15 protein-coding genes are annotated in these 15,563 nt (G+C 58.5%); 5 read left to right on the forward strand and 10 right to left on the reverse strand.

Annotation, left to right across the window (positions count from 1 at the left end; genetic code table 11):
* The 5 genes from cysQ to K1X12_RS04810 form a co-directional block, all read right to left on the reverse strand.
* Positions 1–789, reverse strand: a complete 789-nt coding sequence (cysQ, locus tag K1X12_RS04790) for a 3'(2'),5'-bisphosphate nucleotidase CysQ (RefSeq protein WP_220986490.1) — start codon at positions 787–789, stop codon at positions 1–3.
* A gap of 15 nt (positions 790–804) precedes the next feature.
* Entirely contained in the window at positions 805–1,698 is an 894-nt protein-coding gene (locus tag K1X12_RS04795; RefSeq protein ID WP_220986491.1) for an FKBP-type peptidyl-prolyl cis-trans isomerase, read from the reverse strand.
* 81 nt (positions 1,699–1,779) lie between these two features.
* Entirely contained in the window at positions 1,780–3,006 is a 1,227-nt protein-coding gene (locus K1X12_RS04800) for a threonine ammonia-lyase (protein WP_220986492.1), read from the reverse strand.
* 46 nt (positions 3,007–3,052) lie between these two features.
* Positions 3,053–4,888, reverse strand: a complete 1,836-nt coding sequence (locus tag K1X12_RS04805; RefSeq protein ID WP_220986493.1) for an ABC transporter ATP-binding protein — start codon at positions 4,886–4,888, stop codon at positions 3,053–3,055.
* 170 nt (positions 4,889–5,058) lie between these two features.
* Positions 5,059–5,739: an OmpW/AlkL family protein gene (locus K1X12_RS04810; RefSeq protein ID WP_220986494.1), complete on the reverse strand. Its 681-nt coding sequence runs from the start codon at positions 5,737–5,739 to the stop codon at positions 5,059–5,061.
* A gap of 311 nt (positions 5,740–6,050) precedes the next feature.
* On the opposite strand from K1X12_RS04810, the gene K1X12_RS04815 reads away from it, so the two are divergent.
* Positions 6,051–7,184 carry an iron-containing alcohol dehydrogenase gene (locus K1X12_RS04815; protein WP_220986495.1) on the forward strand — a complete coding sequence of 378 codons (1,134 nt, stop codon included), beginning with the start codon at positions 6,051–6,053 and terminating at the stop codon, positions 7,182–7,184.
* 11 nt (positions 7,185–7,195) lie between these two features.
* A complete protein-coding gene (locus tag K1X12_RS04820) occupies positions 7,196–7,870 on the forward strand; it encodes a DNA-3-methyladenine glycosylase I (protein WP_220986496.1) in 675 nt (224 codons plus the stop codon).
* An 8-nt stretch (positions 7,871–7,878) separates the two neighbouring features.
* On the opposite strand, the gene K1X12_RS04825 is transcribed toward K1X12_RS04820, so the two are convergent.
* Positions 7,879–9,318: an 8'-apo-carotenoid 13,14-cleaving dioxygenase gene (locus K1X12_RS04825; RefSeq protein WP_220986497.1), complete on the reverse strand. Its 1,440-nt coding sequence runs from the start codon at positions 9,316–9,318 to the stop codon at positions 7,879–7,881.
* Positions 9,319–9,370: 52 nt separating this feature from the next.
* Here K1X12_RS04825 and K1X12_RS04830 point away from each other — a divergent pair, with 52 nt between their 5' ends.
* Entirely contained in the window at positions 9,371–9,970 is a 600-nt protein-coding gene (locus tag K1X12_RS04830) for a TetR/AcrR family transcriptional regulator (protein WP_220986498.1), read from the forward strand.
* Positions 9,971–9,976: 6 nt separating this feature from the next.
* Here the strand turns inward: K1X12_RS04830 and K1X12_RS04835 are convergent, their stop codons facing one another.
* Positions 9,977–11,035, reverse strand: a complete 1,059-nt coding sequence (locus tag K1X12_RS04835) for a phytase (protein ID WP_220986499.1) — start codon at positions 11,033–11,035, stop codon at positions 9,977–9,979.
* Positions 11,036–11,110: 75 nt separating this feature from the next.
* Positions 11,111–11,989, reverse strand: coding sequence for a CHAD domain-containing protein (locus K1X12_RS04840; RefSeq protein ID WP_220986500.1), 879 nt, complete (start codon positions 11,987–11,989; stop codon positions 11,111–11,113).
* Positions 11,990–12,133: 144 nt separating this feature from the next.
* On the opposite strand from K1X12_RS04840, the gene K1X12_RS04845 reads away from it, so the two are divergent.
* Positions 12,134–12,556, forward strand: coding sequence for a hypothetical protein (locus tag K1X12_RS04845; RefSeq protein ID WP_220986501.1), 423 nt, complete (start codon positions 12,134–12,136; stop codon positions 12,554–12,556).
* Here K1X12_RS04845 and K1X12_RS04850 read toward each other — a convergent pair.
* The gene (locus tag K1X12_RS04850) at positions 12,553–12,894 is read right to left on the reverse strand and encodes a hypothetical protein (protein ID WP_220986502.1); all 342 of its coding nucleotides are present in this window, start codon (positions 12,892–12,894) and stop codon (positions 12,553–12,555) included. The genes K1X12_RS04845 and K1X12_RS04850 overlap by 4 nt on opposite strands.
* A gap of 255 nt (positions 12,895–13,149) precedes the next feature.
* Between K1X12_RS04850 and K1X12_RS04855 the strand changes: the two genes are divergently transcribed.
* Positions 13,150–14,442 carry a polyhydroxyalkanoate depolymerase gene (locus K1X12_RS04855; protein WP_220986503.1) on the forward strand — a complete coding sequence of 431 codons (1,293 nt, stop codon included), beginning with the start codon at positions 13,150–13,152 and terminating at the stop codon, positions 14,440–14,442.
* A 3-nt stretch (positions 14,443–14,445) separates the two neighbouring features.
* Here K1X12_RS04855 and K1X12_RS04860 read toward each other — a convergent pair whose 3' ends face one another.
* Positions 14,446–15,519: a PLP-dependent cysteine synthase family protein gene (locus K1X12_RS04860; RefSeq protein ID WP_220986504.1), complete on the reverse strand. Its 1,074-nt coding sequence runs from the start codon at positions 15,517–15,519 to the stop codon at positions 14,446–14,448.
* Positions 15,520–15,563 lie beyond the last annotated feature (44 nt).

The raw sequence follows: 15,563 nt of genomic DNA on the forward strand, positions 1-15,563 counted from the left end.
TCAGGCGGGCGTCACGTCTCCAAAGACGATGAAATGAGGATTGTCATAGCCGCGCTCACGCTTGCCGTAGAGCAACGGCTCATGGTCCGTGGTCAGCACGCGACCACCGGCGGCTTCCACCACCGCCTGCCCCGCTGCCGTATCCCATTCCATGGTTCGGCCGAGGCGAGGATACACATCCGCCTCTCCCGACGCCACAAGGCAGAATTTTAGCGCGGAACCTGCGCCTTGAATGTCGGCCACAGGATACTTTGATAGCCATTCATCCGTTTCCGGACTTCTGTGTGACTTTGAGGCAACCGCAGTCAGGCCGTCTGCGGGCGCTTGCCGGATGCGCAAAGGGGCGCGCTTGTCTGGAACTGGACCATCGGGAGCGGCTTCTGCCTGCCATGCCTTCGATGGGGATTCGGCAACGAACAGGCGGTGCAGCGCGGGGGCATAGACGACCCCCATGACAGGCCGGCCGTTTTCTATGATGGCGATGTTTACGGTGAACTCGCCATTCTTTGCGACGAACTCCTTGGTGCCATCAAGCGGGTCAACCAAGGCGAAACGGGCGCCATGCTCAGGCATATTTCCGCTCGCAACTGACTCTTCAGCGATCACTTGCAGGTCCGGTTCAGCATCTGCCAACCCCTTCAGAATGATCGCTTCGGCAAGTCCGTCAGCTTCCGTAAGGACTGACTTGTCGTCCTTGTGGCTTACGCTGAAATCAGTGCGGTATACGCGCATGATTTCCTTGCCGGCAGCGAGAGCCAGGGCGGCAAGTTGGTTTGCGTCGACGGCCATGAAGATATCCTTTGTTTATTGCAGAACGTCTAGGAGTTCCACTTCGAACTGAAGTGCTGCGTTCGGAGGGATTGGGCCGCCTGGCGTGCCTTCTTCGCCATATCCGAGGTCGGATGGAATATGCAGCATCCAGTGGTCGCCGGGCTTCATCATGGAGAGCGCTTCCACCCAGCCGCTGATGAGCGCATTGGAGGGAAACACTTCCGGGTCGCCGCGCTGATAGGAGGAGTCGAACAACTCTCCTGTTTCGGCAAGACGGCCCTCATAGTGAACGACGACCAGCTGGCCGCCTACAGGGGATTTGCCCTCGGCGTCGCCGCTCTTGAGGACGACATACTGCAAACCAGATTCCGTGGTCTGAACTTCAGAAAGCTCAGGGTTCCAAGGATAGTATTTCGTCCAGGCGGCGGCGTCAGATTTTTTTGGCTCAACGATATCAAGAAGAGAAACAAAGAAGACGAGGTCGTCGCCTGCCTTGATCACATTGCCGCGGGCCTGTTGTCCGTAAGCGAGGTGATTGGGGATGTAGAACACATATTCATCTCCTTCACGCATTTCCTGCAGGCCCAACGTCCAACCGGGGATAACCTGATCGAGGCGGAACTCGGCGGCCGTGCCGCGGTCGAAGGAGGAGTCGAACTTCTCACCAGTCGGCAGGCGGCCATCATAGTGAACGCGGACCCTGTCGGTTGCGACGGGCTTCTTGCCGTCTTTGGGGCCTTCCTTGGCCACGATATACTGAATACCGCTGTCCAGGGTCTGGATGCCCTTCGCGTCTGGATTCCAAGGGACATATTTATCTAGCGGAGAGGTCATTGCGGCTTCTTCGGCTTTAGTTGTTGATGCTTGGGGCGCGCATGCCGTCAGCGACAGGCTGAGGGCGAATGCGACGGCGAGAACACGAAACATGGGGCAATGCCTCCTGTGGACGTCGAAACCAGAGTGACGTCTCTATTCGGGTTTTTCAGGTTAGTCACGCGCCTCGGCAGGCTAGAGCGCACGGGGCGGGTAACCAGCTTGCGCGAGCGCGTCGATTACTTCTTGGGTGTGCTGACTGTCCCGTGTTTCCATCAGGATGTCGAATTCTGCGCCCTTGGCGGGCACATCCAGCGCAATCCGGTTGTGTGCGACTTCCATGATATTGGCGCCATTGTCACCAATGATCTTGGACACGAGCGCCAACAGGCCGGGACGATCATCCCCCACGATACGAATACGGGCCAGCCGGTTCTCGCGAACCAACGCACGTGTCAGGACAGAGGCGAGAAGGCGAGTGTCGATGTTGCCGCCGCAAAGGACAAGGCCAACCTTCCGGCCATAGAAGCGCGAAGGATGCGCCAGAAGTGCTGCCAGCCCAGCCGCGCCGGCGCCTTCCGCAACGGTCTTTTCGACCTCTGCAAAGAGGGTTATGGCCCGCTCCAGATGCTCTTCTTCGACCAGCACGATGTCGTCGACGAGCTCCTCGGCAATGCGCCGAGTCAGTTGCCCGACTTCCTTGACCGCAATGCCCTCGGCGATGGTCGCGCCGCCCATCTTGGGGGACTTGCCGCGCAAGGCAGCGTGCATGCAAGGGTACATCGCCGCTTCGACGCCGATGATCTTGATGTCGGGTTTCAAGGCTTTGGCGGCGATTGCGATGCCGCTTATGAGGCCGCCACCACCAATCGGGACGACGAGTGTATCGAGACCGGGATTGTCAGCCAGGATTTCGAGCGCGATCGTTCCTTGGCCTGCGATGATATCCGCATCATCGAAGGGGTGAATGAAGGTCAGGCCTTCTTTCTCTCCAAGTTTGAGAGCGTAATCCTTTGCTTCGTCGAAGATTAGACCTTCCAGAAGCACTCGGGCGCCGTGATCGCGGGTATGCTCCACTTTATTGAATGGGGTTGTTTCCGCCATGACGATGGTCGCCGGAATGCCAAGCCGGCGCGCGTGATAGGCGACGCCCTGAGCATGGTTGCCGGCGGACGCTGCGATGACGCCTGCTTTCTTTTCGTTGTCCGACAGCTTCACCAGCTTGTTCAGCGCGCCGCGTTCCTTGAAGGCGGCGGTGAACTGGCGATTTTCGTGCTTCACCCAGACTTCGGCGCCAGTGATCGCCGACAGCGTCTTGGAGTGAGACAGCTCAGTGCGCTCAATCTGCCCCTCAAGCACCTTGGCGGCGGCCTGGATGTCTTCCAGCGTAACGGGCAGGGCGGGATTCAATGTGTCAGGCATGGTGTAGGGTTCCGGCAAAGGCGGCCGCACCCTATTCGGGCGAAGGTCAATTTACAAGCAATCCTGCTGCACCAGGGGCCGGGTCATGCTCAGCAACCCAATGGTTTGCAGACACCTGAACCAGCTGGGGTTGATATTGGTCGGCTTCGGGGTCGTCCACCAGCTTGGACTTCAGGAAACGAAGCGCTGCCCGGCTATCCAGGGGGCTCGGCAGGTCGCCTGTCAGGCGTGTGCGTTCGCGCGTGCGTTCACCCTTGGGGTCTGCGTTAGGGACGGCCGCGATCAGGCCCTGCGTATAGGGGTGGCGGGCATCTTCATAAATCTCGTTGCGCCCGGCCAGTTCCACGACGCGGCCCAGATATAGCACCATCACCCGGTGGCTGATCTGACGGACGACTGCTAGGTCATGGCTGATGAAGATCATAGCGAGGTCGAACTCCTTCTGAAGTTCGATCAGAAGGTCGACCACCTGGGCCTGAACCGACACATCGAGCGCGGATACTGCTTCATCGCAAATCACCAGCTTCGGCTTCAGGATCATGGCGCGGGCAATGCCAACACGCTGGTTCTGGCCACCGGAAAGTTCGTGCGGATAGCGGTTGATCAGGTTTGGATCGAGCCCGACGCGGGGTAGAATCTCGCGGACTTTCGCTTCTCGTTCGCTTCGGGATAAGCTCGGCGCGTGCACTAGCAGGGGCTCTGCGATCGAGGCTCCGATTGTCATGCGGGGATCAAGGCTGGCGAGTGGATCCTGGAACACGATCTGCAGGTCGTCGCGAAGGCGGTCCATTTCGCGGCGGCTGGCATGAGCGATGTCTTTGCCAAGCCAGGCAACCGTCCCGGCGGTGGGAGGGATCAACCTGAGAACACCGCGGGCCAGCGTGGATTTTCCGCATCCGGACTCTCCGACGACGCCCAGAGTTTCCCCAGGTTTGAGATCGAAACTAACGCCATTTACCGCCTTCAACGGTTTGCGCTTGCCGAATAGCCCCCCCTTAACCTGAATCGGGAAGTGGACTTTCATATTGTCGACTCGGAGCAGGGGCTCGATATCTGACGCGGGTGAAGCGCTCAGCGGCGGTCGACCCGGCGGATCTGGTTGGTCGAGCCTCGGAACGGCGGCCAGTAGCATTTTTGTGTATTCATGTTTGGGCGCGTAGAAGATGTCGTCGGTTGCGCCCTGCTCGACAATCTCGCCATGGCGCATCACGATCACACGGTCGCACATACGGGCGACCACGCCCATATTGTGCGTGATGAGAGCAATGCCCGTTCCGGTTTCGCGCTTCAGTTCGTCCATTAGCTCCAGAACCTGCGCTTGAACGGTCACGTCCAGGGCGGTAGTCGGCTCATCCGCGATCAGGAGCTTGGGGCCACAGAGCATGGCTATCGCGATCATGACGCGTTGGCGCATGCCGCCAGAAAGCTCGTGGGGGAACTGTTCCATCCGGCGGGCAGCTTCCGGGATGCGAACATGCTCTAGCCACTCGATGCAATGACGATTTGCTTCGTCGCCCTTCAGGCCCTTGTGAAGCGCGAGAATCTCCCGCATCTGCGCACCGACGGTCATGTGCGGCGTCAGGCTCGTCAGCGGATCCTGAAAGATCATTGACATTTCCGCGCCGCGAATGCGGCGCAGTGTCGGTGCCGACGCGCCGAGCATTTCTGTATCGCCAAAGCGAATACTGCCGGTGGAGGTGCCGTTTCCGGCAAGCAGGCCCATCGCCGCAAGCGCCGATTGGCTTTTGCCGGAGCCGCTTTCGCCTACGATCCCCACACACTCACCGGGCGAAATGCCAAATGAGATTCCCTTAACAGCATTAACGGTGCCATCGGGCGTGTCGAATTCGACCTTGAGGTCTGTCACAGTCAGAAGTGTCATGCCTTGACGAGTAACGAGGTGAGGGCGCGGCGCAAGTGCCTGTCGCAGATGGTGGGCACAGAAAAACGCCGCGTGCAGCTGGGAGGAGCGCGCGGCGTTTCCTGAAAGGCTGTTCCGGCTGGGATAGGGGGACTAGACGCCGGAACGGCCCCTATCTGACCGTGGCCGGGTCAGAATTTGTAACCAAGGCCGACGCCGACCACCAAAGGATCAATGTCCACGTCAGCGTTTACCTTGGCGCCCAAGGCCGTCGTGAAGTCGACCGTGACATCGGTGTTGATCCAAATCTTCTTGACGTCGACGTTGATGGCCCAACCACCTTCTTTTCCGTCGAGATCATAGTCGAAGCCTGCTTGCAGAGCCGGGCCAAAGCTTGGGTCGTAGTCAATGCCGTCGGCAACTGGGCCTGCGTCCTCATTGAAGAAGAAAGTCGCGTTTACGCCTGCGCCGACATAGGGTTTGAACTTGGTACCGTTCTGGAAGTGATACTGCAGCGTAAGTGTCGGCGGCAGGAGCCAGACGTCGCCAAGGTCGATGTTGGCATCGGTCAGCGCGCCCGGAACGGTTACGTTCACGGCTTTGACGTCATGTGGGGTCACCCCGAGGATCAGCTCAGCGGCGATGTTCTTCGTGAAGAAATAGGTGATGTCGAGCTCAGGCACATACTGATCGCCAATGTCTACGCCGCCTTGTAGCGCAGTATTGCCAACCGAGAGCGCTCCGGCTTCGTCAGGCATCACGCTGATTACGCGTGCGCGAACCATCCACGGATTGTCTTCGGCGCTTGCTGTGCCGGTAAATGCCATCAGGGCCGTCGAGGCCAACAGGGCGGTTGCGAGGAGCTTTTTCATGATTGAAACCCGCTGTTTCAGTGAAGGATAGGTTTGGGTTAGCTCTTTGGAATTAAAGGAGAAATCGTCCAGTTTGACGCGCGTCTGCGGGCCGCGCGGCACAAGCGCTCAATTAGGTACTCGTCCGTATTGAGATAAATTCACGCACACCGAAATATCGGGCTGCCAGCGCCTTGCTTGGAATCCGGTGGCGCCGGTCAAGGTGCCTCCCGTGACCCCGTATTGGGCAAAGCTGGCTGCCGTAAGGAGAGGCTTGCCTAATATCCGCTCAGTTGGGAACATGCGGCACCATATTTCCGCTGGAGTTCCGTATGCCCGTCATCAATTTCCTCACCCAATGCGTCTTTGACGCTGGTGCCCTCAAGCAACTTGGATCCCTTGCAAAGGCACGTGGTATAACGCGGCCGTTCATTGTGACGGATGCGGGCATCAAGGCCTCCGGCATTCTGGCGAAGGTGGAGGACGCCCTGGGTGTACCGGCGGCAGGTGTGTTCGCCGAAACCGTTCCCAATCCGACGGAAACCCAGACAAAGAAAGCCACCGCGCTTTACAAGGAATCTGGCGCTGATGGGATCATCGCAGTGGGTGGCGGGTCTTCCATGGATCACGCCAAGGCAATCGGTCTTCTGGCCAGTCATCCAGAACCACTGGAGACATACGCGGCCATTATCGGCGGTGCTAAGAAAATCGGGAAGACCCCGCCGCTGATCGCCATTCCGACGACCGCTGGCACGGGTTCTGAAGTTTCCGTGGGCATGGTCATCACAATGGAAAACGGCCGGAAGGAAACCTTTGCCTCGCCCAACCTAATTCCAGTTGTCGCCCTCTGCGATCCGGACCTGACGCTTGGGCTTCCGGCGGGATTGACCGCGGCCACAGGTATGGACGCGCTGACGCACTGTATCGAGGCTGTTCTGACTCCGGCTATAAATCCGCCCGCGGAGGGCATTGGTTATGATGGCGCTCACCGTGCGTTTGGTATGGGAATGCTGCAGCGCGCAGTGAAAGACGGCTCAGATTCTGAAGCGCGTTGGCACATGATGATGGCGAGTTATGAAGGCGCGCTTGCCTTTGTAAAAGGACTGGGCGGTGTTCACGCGCTTAGCCACGCAGCGGGGCGTTTGCATGAGAAGAAGCTTCACCATGGAACGCTGAACGCCGTCTTCCTGCCACATATCCTGCGTTTCCATAACGGCGCGGCGGACGAAAAGTATGCGCGCCTTCGTCAGGTCATGGGCCTGAAAGCCGGCGCTGATCTGGCTGATGCGATTCAGGACCTGAACGACGCAATTGGAATTCCGAAGACACTCAGTGCAATGGGGCTCGCGGCTTCAGATGGTCCGGGCATTGTCGAATATGCGCTCAAGGACCTCGCGCACTTCGGAAACCCGAAGCCGATGAGTGCAGACGATTACGCAAAAGTCTACGAAATCGCATTGGGCTAAGGACGTTGCTCATGGGCCGCCTGTTCGCTCCGATCCTGAAAATGGCGGCAAGCCATCATGGCGGCGAAAAGGCGGTCCTTGAGAAATCCAGGAATGAATATGCGAGGGAGAACCTGGCCAAACAGCCGGCGGACCGCCTTCTTTCCGTGATGGCGCGCTGCGTCTTCAATGCCGGGTTCAACTGGAAAGTCATCGATGCCAAGTGGGAGGGGTTCGAAGCGGCGTTTGAAGGCTTCGATCCCGCCAAGCTCGCTTTCTTCGGTGAAGAGATGCTGGATCGTCTGGTGTCGGACCAAAGAATTGTGCGCAACGGACAGAAGATCAAGGCAACGCTCGAGAATGCAAGGCTTGTTGCGGAGATAGAGGCGCGAGAGGGCGGATTTGCCAGATTTCTCGCGACTTGGCCTGCGGCTGATCAGATTGGGCTACTCGACATTCTGAACAAACGCGGCAGCCGTCTCGGTGGCGCAACCGGGCAGTATTTCCTGCGCTTTGCGGGATGGGACGCATGGATTGCGTCGTCGCATGTGTGTGCGGCGTTGGTGCGCGAAGGTGCGCTCGACAAGCCGCAGGCGACCAGCAAGCGCGATCTGGTCAGTCTACAAGCCGCTATCAACGCTTACCATGATGATAGCGGCTTGCCGCGTGCTCAGATCAGTCGGTTGCTGGCATTGAGCGTTGGCTGACGTTCCTGCTAGTTCATTGCGATGAAGTTGCCGTGGAATCCCGGTGGGATCCGGTGTGGTATGTTGATAGCTGCAACTGGAGCGCCTTCAAAGTTGGCGGCGTCCAAGATTACGAGTTGGGATTGTTCGCTGCGAGTGTTGATCACATAGCCGATCAACCAGCCGTCACCCTCGCCGGCATTCTCCGAGGCGGGAACGAAAACGAATTCGCCGGGCACATTCCCTTCACCAAAGTCGTGAACCTGACGCTTGCCTGTTTCCAGGTCATGTTTGAACAGGCGGGTCTCGTTCAGGAACGCTGCGTCACCATGCTCGGGCAGTGCAACGGTATAGGCAAATCGATACGGTTTCCCCGTCCTGCGTTCGTCATAACGCGGAAACTCCTGAGGCGCTGCATCCAGGGTTGTCCGTGTTACGCGCTTGTTGGCTGGATTGATTTCCAGTCTCTGGAAACGGGCGTATGTCGTGTCAGGTCCGCGTGCATCGCTGTCGAACATCGTCTCATAGACGCAAGCATCCAATACAACCTTGCCATCATCCGTTTCGAAAGCATTCGCGGGGTGGAAGATGAAGCACGGGTCAACCTCGCACCACACAACATCCGCGGCGTTCCCATGGCGCGGCAATAGTCCTATACGCGCGGCGTGTTTTGAATTCCAGCGGTAGGGCAGACTGATGCCACCCACCATCGAGGCCATTGAGAATGTCACCGGCAGATCCATGATGATCACGTAATGTGGTGTGATCATGCAATCATGGATCATGGGGCCGTGTTCAACTGGTATCGGTTCGCGACGGCAAACTTTTCCTTGAGCGTCGATCACAGTGTGAAAGATCGTGACCGGGTTCAGTGGATTGTAGCAGATCGCGTGCATCTCGCCCGTGTCCGGATCGTAATGTGGGTGTGCGGAGTAGGATTCGCCAATCAAGCCATTGAAGTCGCTATGCGCGCGTGTCTCTAGATCTTCCGACACTTCGACCGGAAAGCCGCCAGCCTCAACGACGGCCCAGATCTTGCCGGCATGCCCGACAATATTCGTGTTCGGATTGTCAGTTCGCGGGTTCCGTGGGCCGGGTGCCCGCGGCTCTCCCAAGGCATCGCTGACGGAATTGGAGCGTACCCAGCGATTGCGATACCAGAGCGCTTTGCCCCCCTGCAGACGGACACCGTGAAGCATGGCGTCTCCGGTGAACCAGTGATGCGTTGCCGGGTTCACTTTCTGAAGCGGGTTTGGTCCATTGCGAACGTACAGGCCGTTCAGCCCCTCAGGAATTTGCCCCGTCACTTGAAGGTTGTCTTCAATAAATTCAGCCGCAAGGGGGGAATGAATGCCGCTCAAGAAGGGGTTGGTGCCCTTCATTTTGCGGTGGTTTCGATTGAAGTTTGCCAGGGCCATCACGCCTTGAGTGACGACGCCGCGAATGGCTGCTTCCACAGGGCTCGGCATTTCTATCTCCCCTCGGCCTTGTCGAGTGGCCGGTTATGTTTACACTGGCAACATGACCAATAAAGATAACACTGTCAACATAAAGCCTCGCAAGGCCCGCTATCATCATGGCGATCTGCGATCCGCCCTGATTGAAGAGGGGATGGCAGAGATCTCCATGAAGTCGCCCGAAGAGATTAGCTTGCGGGAGATAGCGCGCCGCGCCGGTGTCTCTGCGACGGCTGTTTATAGGCATTTTCCGGACAAAGCGGCGTTGCTGGGGGCATTATGCGAAGTGGGGAGTGAGCGCCTCAATGCCGCGTTCGAAGAGGCGATGAAGCTTACGCCGGGTGGCCGGGAGGCATTGAACGCCATGGGGCGCGCCTATGTCCGCTTCGCGCTCGCAAATCCCTCGCTGTTCCGGATGATGATGACCTATCCGTCGCCGGGAAGTGCGGGAGATGCCGGCGCGCCACTCTGGGAGGCGAGGTTGCGGATGGTTTCGCGTTCGCTTGAGGGCATTCTGCCAAAGGGGGCATCCGCAGAGCGACGGCGCATCCGCCAGCTTCAGGCATGGTCAATCGTGCATGGCTTGGCGATGCTGATGCTAGATGGACAGGTTCCAGCAGACGACGCTGTAATCGATCAGGTTGTGGAATCGAGCTTCGTCTAACGCTGCCTACTCGGCTTCAATGGGTTCCAGACTCAATGCTGCCTGGATGTCCAGCCAATCTACAATCTTGAAGTTTTGGTTCTGGCCGGAACGTGGGTTGCCATCGTCCTGAACCACGAGGATCCCTCGCGGAAAACCTGGCAGCGCACCGGAGAAAATATCAAGTCCATCCGTATGCGTTACTTTATCAATCCCTAGGCTTTCATTTTCCTGAATTGAGAAGCTGCCGCGATGCGTATAGGGCGCCTTTCGGTCGTAGACGACATAACGGTTCTCTGCTTGCGCGGAGGCAATCACCCAGCCATCCCCATTCTTGCCGCGCCAGATGGAAACACCCTCCACATCGGCCACCAGACCCGTAGTGCCGCCAACCGCGTCGATCAGCAGGGGCGCGGAGTTGGTGCTCTTATAATCTACTGCCCACAGTCCATGGTCTTCTTCGCCGACAAATAGGGTGCCATTGGCTTCATCGAAGACACAACCTTCAAGTTGGGTGTCGAACTTCCAAGAGTCTACCATCTCTCCGGACAATCCGTCATCGCTGACGTCGATAGCCCAGACTTGAAGGAGGCCGTCCTTGTAAGTCACGCCTGCATAGTCCTGTCCATCTTCGCGTGCCTGGCAAACGCCGTAAGGCTCTTCTGTCAATGTTGGAATGTCGCCGCGATGGGAGACTTCGCCTGTCTTGCGATCGATGAGAAAGATAGAGATTGCATTCACCTGATCGTTGCTGGCGACAGCAATATCGAAAGGACGATCCGAAGATTGACGGATGTCTACATTGTTGATCAGTCCGATCGGCAGACGCTGCACTTCGGCGCCGTCCAATGAAAATACGACAAGCCCTTCCCGTTTGTTGGTTCCGAGGATCAGGGATTTTCCGGCACTTTCGGGGTGCCGCCAGACAGCTGGATCATCCGCAGCGTCTCCTCGCGCGCCGGCGGGCGCTGTTTCAATGCTTGCCGGAACGAATTTCTGGCCCTCGATCACAGGAGCTGGAGCGCTTGCGCAAGCAGCGGCGAATGCGGTTACGAGGATCGCGGAAAGCAGGCGCAAACGGGTCATAACAGCTCCTGAGGATGACGAGTTTACGGCCCCCAATATCGCAGCTGCGTGACAGAATGGCGACGGTTCCCCGCCTTATTTGCCGGCGGCGCTCCAGTAAGCGGCCCAGCGCAATGTCAGCGCGTCAGATTTCTCGGCGGTCAGGAGTCTGGACATAAATTCTGCCTTCTTCAGAAGCCGTTTCTGGTCGCGTACAGCCGCGCGTCTCACTTGCTTGAGCGCGCTTTCATCCAATCCCGTCGCCTCGAGCTCATCCAGGGCTGCGAGCAACAGGCCGGTGTCCCGCCAGTCTCCCAGAAGTTCTGAAAGCCGGCCGGCCATCCTTGCGTGACCGTCCATCGCGTCCGGACAGATGCGGGAGAGCAGGAGCGTCTGATGCCAGTGATTTTTTGCGCTTTTCCGCCAACAGTGCTTTGCTTCCTCTTCATCTGTCTTGAGGGCGTCAGCAAAGTCTCTGCGCAGCTTTCGATAACTGCGCTTCAGGCCGGGCTGGATCAGATCGAATCCGGCGCCGGAAATGTCCCAATGTTCTGCTCGCCTGGCCGCCGCCTTCATGTCCTTCGCAAACGCTTTCAGAAGCTCGGCGGGCGTGCCCCCGATTGCGGACGGTCGGGTAAGGGTATGTAGCGAGGCTTCGACGCTGCCGCGGATCTCCGGCGAAAGTTTCAATCGTGCGAGGCTTTCCAGCAAAGCGCTACAATCGCGCGCCGAGGACAGGCTGCGCGCTGCGTCCCGCAAGACGGTATTTTCGCGGGCAGCGTTGGCAAACATCGGTGCAATGAGTCGGATGAGTGAGCGCAGCCGTTTCGTGCACTTGCGGGCTTCGTGCACCTTGCGCGCGATTGTCAGCGTGTCGTCGGAGACAACTTCGGCAATTCTATCGAATTCGGCGCGTGCAATTCTGCGAACGCCGTCCGGAACGCTCTCGCCGCCGGGCTTCAGTTTGTAGGTCATCGATGAGAACCTGAGCTCAATGGTCCACAAAGTCTCATATTTTTAGGCCAATCGCCAACCAGATCCCGCAAAGGGCGAGTGCTGAGTGGCAGGAAACCGGCGAAAATCTACATGCCTTTACCGCGAATCCAGCGATAAGGGGGGATGCTCGATAGCCTTCAATCCCTATTCAATGGCATTGCCCTGATCAGTTGCGCGATGGCGATCGGTGCGTCTTGGGTCGCTTCGGTAGCGTCCCCTAATTGCAGTTTCGACAAGTTGACGGGTGCTCGCGCCGATTCCCATGTCCGAGAGCTGCTCTACCGGACCGCGACGCCGATCTCGGGCATGATGCTTGTTTCCGGTGCTCTGTTCCTGCTCGCCACCAGTTGGATCTCGGGTGTCGTCGCGCTGGTTTCGTCGTTTGGCTTTTTCTCTACGCGGCTGATGCTCGCGCCCAAGGAAGGCAAAAATCCGAAGGGAGTCCGCACGCGCCGGAAGGAGCAGCGGGGCAGCTCTGTGCTGCTGTCTTTGATGTTCACGATTGGCTCAGTGGCGGCGGCCCTGCTCGGCCTTTTCGGCCTTTAGGCCATCACCAGCCAGAGGCAGCCCATTTCGTGAAGCTGCCGGAAGTTTTCGGATGAACGCTGCGCCGCCGACTTCGCCAGGCGGCCAGCTGTTTTCCGGTTCGCTGCCAGCATCATGACGCAGATTACGAGCCCGACACCTGCCATCCACCAGCCGATCACAAGGGCGGCGATTACACCGGCCAGACAGGCCAGATAGGCAATCGCGTCCAGCACTCTGAGGCGCACATGCCATCCACGCCCAAAAGGTTTGAGCAGTTCTGGGTTGCGGTGCAGCGTTTCGGCATCGATCGCGAAACGCGTGCCTGGCGTGTTTTCGAATACCAGTGCGCGTGTCATGCGGCCGGCATCGTGCGGATTAGGTTGGCAAGTAAGAAACATAGGCATCGCTCCCGCTGGACTCTCCCCATGGAAGAATAAGTACCGGTAGGGTGTTAACTCTGTGCAGGCCGGGGCACGGAAGTTTCAGGGGTTTTCAAGACTTTCAGTTAACCCTTCGCTTTCCCCTGGGTGAGATCCTCACTGGCGAAACTATTTGCCGCATCAGAATTTGGGGCGTACGCTGCACCGCAGCAAAAAAGGGTTTGAAGGACGATGCTCTACTCCCTTGTCGAACTGAATCGGGTGGCGATGGCGCCTATGCGGCTTGCCGCGCGGGCTGGCCTTGCAGCTCTGAATTCACCACTGAACCCGATTGGTCATACCAGTTATGGTAAGTCCCTTGCCGCTATGGCGGACGTGTTCGAAAGTGCGACGCGGTATTATGGCAAGCCGGAATGGCGGATCACTTCGCTTCGGATCAACGGCATTGATGTGCCGGTAGAGACCGAAGTCGCTTGGCGGTCTCCCTGGTGCAACCTCGTCCATTTCCGAAAGGACGCCGATCGTCTCGCGGCAGCGCGCCGGAAAGGCGCAGCTCCGCTGCCCCGCATGCTCATCGTTGCGCCCCTGTCAGGACATTACGCAACCCTGCTGCGCGGAACCGTGGAAGGTTTCCTCGAGACGCATGATGTCTACATCACCGATTGGGTAGATGCGCGCATGGCGCCCGTCTGGCTCGGCCGTTTCGATCTAGACGATTATATTGACCATATCCGGAAGATCCTTACCCGTTTGGGTGGTGGCGCGCATGTCGTTGCGGTTTGCCAGCCTGGCCCTCCGGTGCTCGCGGCTATTTCCATGATGGCGGAAGATGAGGATCCGGCTTTGCCGGCCAGCATGACCTTCATGGGGTCACCCATTGATGCGCGCCGCTCGCCGACCGTACCTAACAAGCTTGCTGAAGAGCGCTCGTTCGATTGGTTCGAGCAGAACATGATCTACACTGTGCCTGCGCCTTATCCGGGTGTTCTTCGGCGGGTGTATCCGGGCTTCGTTCAATTGGCTTCGTTCATGAACATGAACTGGAACCGGCATGTCGATGCGCATTGGAAATTCTTCAATCACCTTGTCGACGGCGACGGCGACAACGCCGCAAAGCACCGCGAATTCTATGACGAATACCTTTCTGTCCTTGATCTGACGGAAGAGTTCTACCTTCAGACCATCCAGCGCGTATTCCAGGAACACCACCTGCCGCGCGGGATTTATAATTATCGCGGCGAACGGCTCGTCAAACCCGAAGCTGTCCGCGATGTTGCCCTGATGACGGTTGAGGGTGAAAAGGACGATATTTCCGGCATCGGCCAGACCCAGGCTGCGCACGACCTTTGCAAGAACATCCCCGATGATATGCGGACGGATTATATCCAGCCCGGTGTCGGCCATTACGGTGTGTTCAACGGCTCGCGCTTCGAGACGGAAATCGCGCCGCGTGTGACCCAGTTCACGCGCCGCTTTACCAGCCGGGAAAGAGAAGAAGCCGCCGCCGAGAAGCTCGCCAGCTAGGGCCTAGTTGCAAACGCTGGCTTCGAAATCGATGAGTTCGATTTCCGGCGTCAGATGGCTTTCCTTGTGTGGCTCTTCCGATGCAAGCGCGGTCGAAAGGTATTTCTTGTTGTCGTCGCAGAAGACTGTGGCGACGCAGGCGCCCTCACCAATTTTCTCTGCGGCCATCAGGGCGCCAATCAGGTTTGCGCCGGACGAGATGCCGACGCCGAGGCCCAGCTCACGCGCCAGGCGCTGCGCCATCCGGATGGCGTCGCCATCAGACACGGCAATCACGTCGTCGAGCTGATCAAGCTTTACCAGCGCCGGGATAAAATCGTCTGAAATGCCCTGAATGCGGTGGTGGCCCACCTTGTATCCAGTGGACAGTGTTGGCGACTCTTTCGGCTCGAGCGGGTGAACTTTTACGCCGGGAAATGCTGCCCTCAGTGTGCGCCCAACGCCCATAACGGTTCCGCCCGTTCCAACACCGGCGACGAAAGCGTCTGGCTTCAGACCGACGCAGCTCATCTGTTCGATGAGTTCCCGGGCGGTCCCTTCGGCGTGCGCTGCTGCATTGTCGCCGTTGGAGAATTGGCAGGGCAGGAACACGGAGTTGCTTTCGGTGGCGCGCGTCTCAGTTGCAGCGATCGCGCCAAGGAATCCGCCTTCTTCGCGCGACAGGAGTTTGAGGTCCGCGCCGAGGCTGCGCAGCAGGCATTTGCGCTCATCGCTCATCCAGTCGGGCATGTAGATTTCCACTGGATGGCCAAGCGCGCGGCCGAGTGCCGTGAGGGCGATGCCGGCGTTGCCGCTGGTGGCTTCCGCAATGATGTCGCCCGGTTGTAGCGCTCCGGTCCGGTAGGCGGTTGAAAGGATCGACAGCGCCATCCGGTCCTTGATGGAGCCCGTGAGATTGTAGTGCTCGGCCTTAGCGTGGATCACATGCTCCCGGCCGCGAAAGCGCAGCCGAATTGAAAGCATCGGCGTGCGTCCGATAAGGGCAGAAAGCGCCTTCAGCCGCGTCTCCTGGCAGGAGGAGGCCGTGGGGAGGGACGAGACGGCGGGCTGCTTGAGAGCGGAGGCGGGCTGAGGCATCTGCTGAGAATCCCTCAGTCCGAGGCCAAAATCATCTTATAAAA

The sequence above is a fragment of the Hyphomonas sediminis genome (assembly GCF_019679475.1).
Lineage (GTDB): Bacteria > Pseudomonadota > Alphaproteobacteria > Caulobacterales > Hyphomonadaceae > Hyphomonas > Hyphomonas sediminis.